Source organism: [Clostridium] ammoniilyticum, assembly GCF_025566905.1.
In the GTDB taxonomy this organism is placed as follows: domain Bacteria; phylum Bacillota_I; class Bacilli_A; order Erysipelotrichales; family Coprobacillaceae; genus Faecalibacillus; species Faecalibacillus intestinalis.
The window spans coordinates 17,625-27,825 of record NZ_JAOQJR010000014.1 but is presented as its reverse complement, the minus strand read 5'-3'; the positions used below and the strand labels follow the sequence as shown (position 1 = coordinate 27,825).

At 27.8% G+C, this 10,201-nt stretch carries 12 protein-coding genes; 9 read left to right on the top strand and 3 right to left on the bottom strand.

The features are described from left to right. The 6 genes from OCV55_RS11545 to OCV55_RS11520 all read left to right on the top strand — a co-directional run. On the top strand, positions 1-867 hold an 867-nt coding region (locus OCV55_RS11545), incomplete at its 5' end, for a family 4 glycosyl hydrolase (RefSeq protein WP_449670636.1). A gap of 324 nt (positions 868-1,191) precedes the next feature. Continuing rightward, positions 1,192-1,923, top strand: a complete 732-nt coding sequence (locus OCV55_RS11540; RefSeq protein ID WP_267309929.1) for an HAD family hydrolase — start codon at positions 1,192-1,194, stop codon at positions 1,921-1,923. Positions 1,924-1,933: 10 nt separating this feature from the next. Then, a complete protein-coding gene (locus OCV55_RS11535) occupies positions 1,934-2,485 on the top strand; it encodes an MFS transporter (protein WP_267309925.1) in 552 nt (183 codons plus the stop codon). A 102-nt stretch (positions 2,486-2,587) separates the two neighbouring features. Beyond that, the gene (locus OCV55_RS11530; protein ID WP_267309924.1) at positions 2,588-2,854 is read left to right on the top strand and encodes an MFS transporter; all 267 of its coding nucleotides are present in this window, start codon (positions 2,588-2,590) and stop codon (positions 2,852-2,854) included. A gap of 338 nt (positions 2,855-3,192) precedes the next feature. Continuing rightward, positions 3,193-3,555 (top strand): hypothetical protein, encoded by a 363-nt coding sequence (locus tag OCV55_RS11525; protein WP_117346234.1) that lies wholly within the window; start codon positions 3,193-3,195, stop codon positions 3,553-3,555. Positions 3,556-3,641: 86 nt separating this feature from the next. Then, positions 3,642-3,809 carry a hypothetical protein gene (locus tag OCV55_RS11520; protein ID WP_267309923.1) on the top strand — a complete coding sequence of 56 codons (168 nt, stop codon included), beginning with the start codon at positions 3,642-3,644 and terminating at the stop codon, positions 3,807-3,809. A 10-nt stretch (positions 3,810-3,819) separates the two neighbouring features. Here the strand turns inward: OCV55_RS11520 and OCV55_RS11515 are convergent, their stop codons facing one another. Further along, positions 3,820-4,986 carry an O-antigen ligase family protein gene (locus tag OCV55_RS11515; RefSeq protein ID WP_032090923.1) on the bottom strand — a complete coding sequence of 389 codons (1,167 nt, stop codon included), beginning with the start codon at positions 4,984-4,986 and terminating at the stop codon, positions 3,820-3,822. Positions 4,987-5,082: 96 nt separating this feature from the next. On the opposite strand from OCV55_RS11515, the gene OCV55_RS11510 reads away from it, so the two are divergent. Continuing rightward, positions 5,083-6,015 (top strand): TRM11 family SAM-dependent methyltransferase, encoded by a 933-nt coding sequence (locus OCV55_RS11510; RefSeq protein ID WP_117783386.1) that lies wholly within the window; start codon positions 5,083-5,085, stop codon positions 6,013-6,015. Positions 6,016-6,027: 12 nt separating this feature from the next. Here OCV55_RS11510 and OCV55_RS11505 read toward each other — a convergent pair whose 3' ends face one another. Next, on the bottom strand, positions 6,028-6,963 hold the full coding sequence (locus OCV55_RS11505) for a PD-(D/E)XK nuclease family transposase (protein WP_267309922.1): 936 nt from the start codon (positions 6,961-6,963) through the stop codon (positions 6,028-6,030). A gap of 86 nt (positions 6,964-7,049) precedes the next feature. Continuing rightward, positions 7,050-7,526 (bottom strand): phosphatase PAP2 family protein, encoded by a 477-nt coding sequence (locus OCV55_RS11500; RefSeq protein ID WP_147580694.1) that lies wholly within the window; start codon positions 7,524-7,526, stop codon positions 7,050-7,052. 103 nt (positions 7,527-7,629) lie between these two features. On the opposite strand from OCV55_RS11500, the gene OCV55_RS11495 reads away from it, so the two are divergent. Together OCV55_RS11495 and OCV55_RS11490 are read left to right on the top strand one after the other, a co-directional pair. Continuing rightward, entirely contained in the window at positions 7,630-8,994 is a 1,365-nt protein-coding gene (locus tag OCV55_RS11495) for an exopolysaccharide biosynthesis polyprenyl glycosylphosphotransferase (RefSeq protein WP_147580693.1), read from the top strand. An 87-nt stretch (positions 8,995-9,081) separates the two neighbouring features. After that, positions 9,082-9,960 carry a beta-1,6-N-acetylglucosaminyltransferase gene (locus OCV55_RS11490; RefSeq protein ID WP_147580691.1) on the top strand — a complete coding sequence of 293 codons (879 nt, stop codon included), beginning with the start codon at positions 9,082-9,084 and terminating at the stop codon, positions 9,958-9,960. The last annotated feature ends 241 nt before the right edge of the window (positions 9,961-10,201 follow it).

Here is a 10,201-nt window from a genome sequence, read left to right as displayed (position 1 = left end):
GCAATGCTTGATGAACCAAAAACAATTGGTAAAACATTAGATCAATTAACTTATAAATTTGCTGGATTAAACCATTTCCATTGGCATAAAGTTTATGATGAAAATGGTAAAGAAGTGACTAAAGATATCATTGAAGCAATGTATGAAGGAAAAGATATGGGAATTCCTGCAAACATTCATGATATTCCATTCTTTAAAGAACAATTACTTCAAATGAATATGATTCCATGTGGATATCATAGATATTATTATCGTGAAGAAGAAATGTTGGCTCATGGTTTAGAAGAATACAATGATCCTAAGGTAGGAACTCGTGGACAACAAGTACAACAAACAGAACATGAATTATTTGAATTATATAAAAATCCAGATTTAGATCATAAACCAGAACAATTAGCAAAACGTGGAGGAGCACATTATTCAGATGCGGCTTGTGAAACAATTGCTTCTATTTATGGAAATAAATTATCACATATCGTGGTAACAACTAAAAATAATGGATCTGTACCAGATTTACCAGCTGACTGTGCGGTAGAAGTTTCATCTTATATTGGCTCAACAGGAGCAAGAGCTATTGCCTTTGGACCATTACAACCAGCTCAAAGAGGATGGTTACAATGCATGAAAAACATGGAATTATGTGTTGAAGAAGCAGCTGTAACTGGTGATTATGGATTATTAATGCAAGCATTCATTTTAAATCCACAAACAGTATCAGGACAAAAAATGGTGAATGTTTTAAATGAATTATTGATTGCTCATGAAAAATACTTACCACAATTTGCAGATAAGATTGCCGAGTTAAAAGCAGCAGGTGTTACCATCAAAGATGATGTTGCACGTGAATTAACTGAAAAAGGTTTATAGGATTTTATGTGAATAAAATAACTACCTCACACTTTGCCAGAGACATGAGGTAGTTATTTTTTGCATTATTTTCTATAATATATAGAAGTAATTTAATAACGATATTTATTATTGACATGATTAATGTAAGTGTAGTTAACATATAGCTTCATAAGCTGTCATTTCCATCACCTCCGTTTTCATATTTTCCTAGGGATATCTATGTAAACGAAGAATACGTCCTTCGATCAAAGCGCTACCGTCTTTAATGAAGGATTATAGAAGAAAATGAAAATGATGTCATAATAGTTTGGGGTGAATTTATGAAAAAATTATTACTATTTGATGTGGAGGGCGAGAGAAAATGGACATCTTGCAGTTATTGTTACTGGGAGAAGTAGAAGCCATATAGAAGAGCCCATTTTAGATATTGGTTTTGATGGAATGATTGGTGGTAATGGTGCTTATATTGAATTAGATAATAAAGTGATTAAAGATGAGACAATTCAAGTAGAAGATGTTAAAAGAATTGTCGATTATTTAAATCAACATCATTTAGAATACTATATTGAAGCAAATGATGGGTTATATGGTTCTTTAAATTTTAAAGTACGTGGTGTAGAAGCTTTAAGACAATATGGGATGAAAGATCCTGGTGTGATGGAAATTTATCCAGCAATGACTTTTCCAAAGTGTCTCTATGTAGAAAATGTAACAAAAATCAATTATATTTTAGAAAGTTATCAAGATTACTTAGATTTTAAAGAATCTTTTCCTGAATTTAAAGATTTAACGTGGGGTGGAAAAGGAGAAAAAGCAATCTTTGGAGATTGTGCATTAAAACATATTGATAAACAAGAGGCAATTAAAGAACTTATTGATTATTTAAAAATAGATCAAGAAGATATCATTGCTTTTGGTGATGCTAAAGTAGATATTCCTATGTTTGATTTTGCAGGAATTTCTGTATGTGTGGGAAATGGGAGAGAAGAAGCTAAAAAACATGCAACCTATGTTACAAAACCAGTAAGTGAAGATGGCATAGAATATGCTTTAAAACATTTTGAAATTATTTAAGGAACTAAAAATGAAGTTAAATAAACAAAAAATCTTATTTATTGCTGTTATCTTTTTCTGGTTTGCGCAATATGTCTATATTCCTTATCAAACACCTTGTCTTACGATGATTCAAACAAGTACGTCATTTATTGGAATTATTATAGGAACCTATGGTATTTCACAAATGGTCTTACGTTTACCGGTAGGATTATTAGCAAATTATAGAAATAAGCATAAAATGATTATGTTAATAGGATCTTTATCATCAGGATGTGCTTCTTTGTTTAGAATTATTTTTAATAATGGAATTGGTTTTTTAATTGGAAATCTTTTTTCAGTATTTGCCAGTGCAATGTGGATTTCTTTTATGGTTTTATATATGAGTTTTTATCCAAAAGACCAACAAACAAAAGCCATCAGTTCAATTATTGTCGCTAACAATTTAGGAATGTTATTAGAATTTATTACAAGTACACTTCTTTATGAAAAAATAGGAATGCAAATGATTTGTTTATTAAGTGTGATTTCAGAAATCATTTCTGCTTTATTTATTTCATTACTTCCTAAAGAAAAAACATAACCAACAAAGAAAAAAATTTCAAGTTTATTAAAAGTATGTACACAAAAGAATTTAATTGTCTTTTCACTTCTTGCACTTGTTCAACAAGGGGTACAAATACAAATGACAACAACTATGTCTTTTACAACACAAATTATAAAAAATTTAGGAACAAATTCTATGTCTATAGGATTATCTTCTATTATTTATATGTTATCAGCAGTTTGTTTTGCTAAAATGGCATCAAGTGATGTATGTATGAAATTAGGCGTTAGAACATGTATTACTGTTACATTTTTAACAACTGCACTTTATTGTGTTTTAGTACCACAATGTTCATCAGTCTATATGATCTTTGTTTTACAAATTTTACCAGGTATGGCAACATGAATCTTATTTTCATATCTAACAAGTGAAGCTATGAAATATGTACCACAAGAATCAAAGTCAACAGCTATGGGGTGTATGCTTTAGGAATGACTTTATTTCCTATGATTTGTGGAAATATTGTAAGTCATTTTTCAATGCTATATGCTTATTTGTTTTTAGCAGTGATTTGTTTAATTGCATCAAGTATTTCTTTTATATATTGTAAATCCCATTAACAAATAAAGCTCTTACAAAATTAATAATTTGTTAATGAAATTAAAAATGTATACAATACTCTTTTCGAAGAATCTAAAAAAGTATAAGCTACAGGTGTCTTAGGAAAGAGAGGAATAAATATTATGAGTATCAATGAAATCAATGCAGAAGCAAAAGAATCTTTAAGAAAGTATTTTAAAAATAGTCAAGATGTAAAACATGAAAATGAAGCAAGAAAAGAATTAACAAAAGAAGAAATCTTTGAATCCGTTGCAGGAGAAATCAAAGAATCAGAAATGAAATTAGAACAAAGAAATCAAATGAGAAACACATTACAACAAGATGCAAAAGAAGCATTTGAAAAAGTATGTGGAAAGAAATCTGAAGCAAAAGAAGTAGAACATATGACATTAGAAGGAATGCAAAAAGAATTAAAAGAAAATACAAAACATCAAATGGAATATGTCAATTCATTAAAACAAAATACAATGAATGCAAGAGCATAGAACTTCGAAAGAAGTTCTTTTTTTTACACTTACTTGATATTTTCTTAACATAAAAAGGAGTAGTATTTTGTTAAGAGGTGATCAAGATGGATGTTAAAAGAAATCAATTAATTGAAACAATTGTTTGGGTAGGAATACCAATGCTTTTTATGATTGTTGATGGGGTCTATAAACATGTATTTAATATAGAATATTTAGAGTTATCTATTCTTTTATTTGTAGTAGCAACAATCTATAAAACATATCAAAAATAAAAACAAATCGCTAATTACGATTTGTTTCAAACATTTCAAAACTAGATAATACAAATAAGAAGAATAAACCAGTGTGTATCCAAAAAATCGTATAATCTAAAATACCATGAATTAATAATACACCTATAAATCCCATAACAAGAGCAATATAAGAATAATGCTCTTTTACTTTATAAAGACGTTTACAGTTATCATAAATATAAGGAACAAGACATGCGAGTCCAATAATTCCAAATGAAAGTAAAGGATCTAAATAAACACTATGGGCATGTTGTGTTAAATGTCCATTATATTTATCTAAAATCATCATATAAGTAAATGGTCCTTGTCCTAGTAGTGGAGAAGCTTTGATACCTTGAATAGCACAACTCCAAATTTGAATTCTAACATCTAAATTTGAAATCAAATATTCTATTCTAGGGAATTTATCAGGATTTAAAACAAAGAAACCTGCAATTCCTAAACATCCAAGAGCTATCAAAACACATAATTTATAGTTTTTATTAAAAATAAGAAATAAACAAATAGCTCCGGCAATTGCCACATAACCAGCACGGCATCCTGTCATATAAAGCATAAATAAGTTTAAAAAACCAACAATAACATAAAAAATACTTCTTTTTAGATTATTTTTAACAGTAAAGAATTTATATACAGTACATACGGCAATAAATTCAATCATCATCGCATAATAGTTGGCATTGTAGAAAACACTATTTAAGCGATTTTCACGTCTTGCATAAACTTTAAAGGTGAAATGATCAACACCTAAACGATGATAAATTTGAAATTGCTCATAAATTCCATATATTGCCCAAAGAATAGATAACACAATCAACATATCAATAATAAATTCAAAGGTCGATTGATTAATATGTTTTCGATAATAAACCATTAAAATAATAACAATAAATATTCCTAGTGTTGCAAGTGCTCCTAAAATATTTTTATGAATAATGGAGATGCTTAAAGAGATTAAAACAAACAAATAGAGAAATTTAATTTGTGGTGTTTGTTTTAAGGCAATGATTGCTTTTTTTGATACTAACAAATAAATAAATTCAATCAATAAAATAGGTCCTAATATATAAAAAGGAAAAGTAAAACTAAAACATGTAAATATTAATAACAGTTGATCAAAAGTAAACTGTTCTTTTAAGTCTTTTAAATAGTTCATAGTCGCCTCCTGGAGATAATATATCATATTTATGATTATTTCAGTAGCCAAAATGAAGATGTGTTGTTAAAATAGGGCACTAGAGGTAAGAAAAATATGAAACAATACTTTTATTTATTTAATTATCCACCAGAAGAATATGATTTATGTGCATTAGAATTTAAATATCTTTTTCATGAAGAATATCAACAATGTTTTATTACAAATAAAGATATTGATGTCAATATAAGTGTTTTTATGAAGGGAAAAATAGATATTTGGGCGATAAGTTCCAATTTTGATGACTTAAAAGAGGAAGTTAAACGCCAAAATCATAATTATCAAGATTTTAAAGTTATTTATTTAAAAAATCCTATTAGCCATCCAGATTATCAAGAAACACTTGATAAATGTAAAGATATTTCATGGTTTATAGCGGGTAGTGTGAATATGTCCAAACCAAAACATACAATTGCTCTTACAAAAGTGAATGACTTATGGATTATTGGGTATTATCATCATGGTGTTCCATCATGGAAAAAATATGATGATAAACCAAATACTTTTTCAAATTCTTTAGATATTAGACTTGCAAGAACATTGATTAATATTGCTGGAGAAAATGATCAAACAAAAACAATGATAGATCCGTGTTGTGGAATGGGTACAGTTGTTTTAGAAGGACTAGCTTTAGGGTATTCTATCAAAGGATTTGATATTTCAAGGGATATTTCATGGAAAGCAAGATGTAATCTTAATCATTTTGGTTTTGATGGTATGTTGATTACAAAAGATGATATTAATAAGCATCAAGGACATTATGATATTGCTATTATTGATATTCCTTATAATCTTTATACACCGATTACTTATAAAGAACAGTGTGACATTATTAATAGTGCTAGAAAATTATGTAATAAACTTGTTTTAGTAAGTTATGAACAAATGGATCAAGAAATCAAACAAGCAGGTTTTGAAATAAGAAATCGTATCTTAAGGAAGAAAACAGAATTTGTGAAATTTGGACGTTATATTTATGTGTGTTATTAAAAAATCATTGGATTATTTTCCAATGATTTTTTTAATCGTTTTTAAATCTTTGTTTTCTAACAAGGTATCAAATATTTGATCGTATTGTAATAGTGTTAAGTTTTCTAATAATTGATTATTTTCATCAGGAAAGAGTTTATTAAATAATTTTAATGTCTTTTCTTTAGCTTTAAGAAGTTCTCCTTCTTTTAAGCCTTCTTCTTTACCTTCTTGTCGTATTCTTACTTTCTCTTGATGATGTTGTATTTTGACAAGCTGTCTTTTACTCGCTGCTAAAACAAGTTCTTCATCTTCATTGAACTGATCCATCTTTTCTTTCATCATGGTAACCACCTCACTGTTTAAAGCTATTATATCATCTGTTATCCCATGATATAAAGTATAAATAGCTAATTCTATCTTGCTTAGATTTTTAAGCCCTTTTTCTCTTACAACAGCATCAATAAATGGAAGATAGATATTGTGATGGGTCAGCAGATTATGCTTTCTGACATGGTTTAGTTGATTACGTGGCATATAAGTATCAATCAAGAGAAGGTTGTCTCTATCGATGTCATTGACAAAGAGAATGGTATAGACTTCATGGACATTTTCACTGTATAAGATATCTCCTCGATTGACTTGATGATCCATCATTCTAGCTCCATAGATTTGAAAGCGATAATGAACTTCTTTAGTAAGAGCACTGTTTTGCATTTCAATGTCGATTAATTTTCCTTCATCTGTTTTCACTCTGACATCTAAGACCATATCTTTATCACTTAGATGTTCAGGATTGAGTTCACTGTTTAAGACAACTAGTTCCTGACATTTAATAGCTGTGATTCCTTCAATAATGGTTTTAAGTAAATAATAACAGCGAGAATCATTGAGATCACTCAACATGAATTTAAAGACAAGGTCATTTTTAAAATCGGTAATTCTTTTAGGTTTGATTTTTGTTTCCATAGTTTCTCCCTCCATTATTTATATAGACAACAAAAATCATTTTTTCTTTTAAAAAATTAAAAAAACGAAATAATTTTCTTATTTCGTTAAATGATATAAATAGCAAGGGCAATTAAAATACTTGCAAGGATATCTGTTAAATAGTGAACACCTGTAAGCAGTCTTGTACAAGTAATTGTAATAGCAAGTGCTGAGAGTAATAATCCCATATTTGGTCCTCGAGCAATAACGGTTAAAGCAATAGAAATAGCTAAACTCGTATGAATACTTGGGAAAGAATGACCTATTCTTTTTTTATCATCAATAGGTTTAAGGTCATACTTTTGAATAGGACGAGGTCTATCAATTAATATTCTAAGTAGAACAGTAATTAATAAAACGACAAATGGTTTAATAAATAAAAGATAAAAACCAGTTTGTGATTCGATAACTATTTTTAGTAAAAAAAGTGAATAAAATATAGCGACCATCCATGGACAAAATTTTGATGCAAAATAAACACAAGATTTTATAAAAGGATGTTTATACATAAATTTATTGATACCTTCAAAAAAAAACTTCATATTGACCCTCCAAAGTTTTGATATATCTATTATACTATAAAAGAGAAAAGATAGCATTAATAATCGAATTACGATATAATGGACATAATAAGAGGTGTAAAATATGAATAGAAAAATAATGCCCTTTATGTTACTTTTAATAGAAGTAATAATGTATTACTTTATATGTTTATACTTCCATATGGATTTAGATTTAATCATTGGATCAGGAATACTTTATTTCCTATTCTTATTTATATATGGACATTATTCATTAAATACATGTTTAATATGGGATGAAATTAAAGCGTTAGTTAAATCAAGTTTTTGTTTTTATATCGCATTACTTGTGTTAGTACCAAAATCGACAGGTTATGAAAGAAGAATGCATTTAACAATCATGGTAGCTTCAATGTTTATTATTTGTTTACTAGCTGATAGATATATTAGAATTGCTTTTAGAGATCAATTTGCTAGAAGAACATTGGTTATTGGAACAGGTTACGAAGCAGCAAGATTAGGTAAAATATCTAATAATAATCGTTTTGCTTTAACACAAGTAGAAGGTTATGTGGATGCGAATTGGACAGATCAGTTATTTGATTTTAAACAGGAAAATGTGATTAAAAATAGTTTTATTTATAGTTATGAAGAATTAGATGAAGCTATTGAAAATTTAAAAATTGAACAAATTATAGTGGCTTTACCAGAAGCAAGTGAAGAAGTAATTGATAAGGTGATGTCGGATATTTATGGAAAAGTTGAAAGTGTTAAGTATTTACCAGATGTTAATGGAACAATGACTTTTTCTTCTGAAGTTCAGGATTTTGATGGACAATTACTGATTGCAACAGCAAATAATGAAATGTCGGCTCTTGCTAATACGATGAAAAGATTTATTGATATTTGTGCAGGAATTGTTGGTTGTTTAATACTAATTCCTTTGACAGTTTTTGTTAAGTATAAATATGTTAAAAGTGGAGATCATGATAGTATTATTTTTAGTCAAGATAGAATTGGTAAAAATGGGAAGATGATTAAAATTTATAAATTTAGATCAATGGTACCAAATGCTGAAAAAATCTTAGATGAACTGATGGAAAAAGATCCAAAGATCAAAGAAGAATATCTGACAAATAAAAAACTAGTCAATGATCCAAGAATTACACCAGTAGGAAATTTTTTAAGAAAAACGTCATTAGATGAATGGCCACAACTTATTAATGTTTTATTAGGTGAAATGTCATTAATTGGCCCTAGACCTTATTTACCAAGAGAAAAGAAAGATATGGGACAATATTACAATTCTATTATTAAATGTAAACCAGGTGTTACAGGAATGTGGCAAGCTAATGGTAGAAGTGATGTTGAATTTAATTATCGTTGTAAATTAGATGATTATTATTATCATAATTGGTCTATCTGGTTAGATTTTACAATTATATATAAAACAATTAAAGGCGTTGTTTATGGTAAAGGATCGTTATAGTTATTATATATTAAATTATAAGAAAAGGAGTTTTATACTATAAATTATACTTTTATATGAAGAATATTATAGTATATTAAAAAGTATATGAAGATAGCATTTTTAATTTTATGTCATAAAAATCCAAATCAAATAAATAAAATAATCAATACATTAGATGATGAGGATGTTTCTTTTTATTTACACATAGACAAAAAAAGTGGTATTTCAAATAAAATTATAAAGAAAGAAAACGTGTTTATTTTAGATGAAAGTAAATGCCTTGATATTAAATGGGGTCAGAATCAAATGATTCATGCTACAACTAATCTATTAAAAGAAGCATTTTATTCAAATATACAATATGATTACTTTTGGTTTATGAGTGGTCAAGATTTTCCAATAAAATCAATCGATTACATTAAAAAATACTTAGAAAAGCATAGGGGTGCTAATTATATTGATGTGATGGATAGGAATTATAAAATATATAAACGTTTTAAAAAAAGAAATGATTTAAAATATCCAACTTGTTTTGCAAATCAAACAATAACAATGACAATTTTGAAACATTTATACATTTTAATAACAGGGGGACCATACAAAACTTTATTTTTTAAAAGGAAAAATATAACAGGCTTGGAATATAACTTTGGAAGTTCATGGTGGACATTGACTCATTCAAGCGTGGAGTGGATGTTAGATTATTTAGAAAGGCATGAAGAAGTTTTAGACTTTTTTGATAATTCTATTTGCCCTGATGAGTCTTTGTTTCAAAGTTTGTTTATGAAAACACCTTATACGAATACTAGAGAGAATATAAAAGTTTATTTAGATTGGACTGGTGAAAACAGACATCCTAAGACTTTGACAATAAATGATTATGATACACTTATGAATAGTGATTTCCTAATAGCTAGAAAATTTGATGAAAAGATTGATGGAGAAATCATTAATAAATTAGAGAGTAAATTAAAAATGAAATAGTGTATTTCTTTAAGTTTTTTATAGAGATTGTGCTAATCTTAATGGATATGGAATACCAGCAATTTTTAGTGCATTGTAAATTAAATTGTTGATTGTTTGAAAATGTAGTATAGAGGTTTAAAATATTTTGAGTTTCGATAAAAATAAAAAACAGGCAAAAAGTATATTCACAACTTGCCTGTTTTTGCTTGTTTTATAAGGAAAATCAACCTCATAAATAGTATAATAAGTTTAGACCAAT

Coding starts and splice junctions, on each gene's coding strand:
- OCV55_RS11540 (WP_267309929.1), top strand. CDS start 1,192: ATGTGGAGGGCGAGAGAAAATGGACATCTTGCAGTTATTGTTACTGGG.
- OCV55_RS11535 (WP_267309925.1), top strand. CDS start 1,934: ATGAAGTTAAATAAACAAAAAATCTTATTTATTGCTGTTATCTTTTTC.
- OCV55_RS11530 (WP_267309924.1), top strand. CDS start 2,588: ATGACAACAACTATGTCTTTTACAACACAAATTATAAAAAATTTAGGA.
- OCV55_RS11525 (WP_117346234.1), top strand. CDS start 3,193: ATGAGTATCAATGAAATCAATGCAGAAGCAAAAGAATCTTTAAGAAAG.
- OCV55_RS11520 (WP_267309923.1), top strand. CDS start 3,642: ATGGATGTTAAAAGAAATCAATTAATTGAAACAATTGTTTGGGTAGGA.
- OCV55_RS11515 (WP_032090923.1), bottom strand. CDS start 4,986: ATGAACTATTTAAAAGACTTAAAAGAACAGTTTACTTTTGATCAACTG.
- OCV55_RS11510 (WP_117783386.1), top strand. CDS start 5,083: ATGAAACAATACTTTTATTTATTTAATTATCCACCAGAAGAATATGAT.
- OCV55_RS11505 (WP_267309922.1), bottom strand. CDS start 6,963: ATGGAAACAAAAATCAAACCTAAAAGAATTACCGATTTTAAAAATGAC.
- OCV55_RS11500 (WP_147580694.1), bottom strand. CDS start 7,526: ATGAAGTTTTTTTTTGAAGGTATCAATAAATTTATGTATAAACATCCT.
- OCV55_RS11495 (WP_147580693.1), top strand. CDS start 7,630: ATGAATAGAAAAATAATGCCCTTTATGTTACTTTTAATAGAAGTAATA.
- OCV55_RS11490 (WP_147580691.1), top strand. CDS start 9,082: ATGAAGATAGCATTTTTAATTTTATGTCATAAAAATCCAAATCAAATA.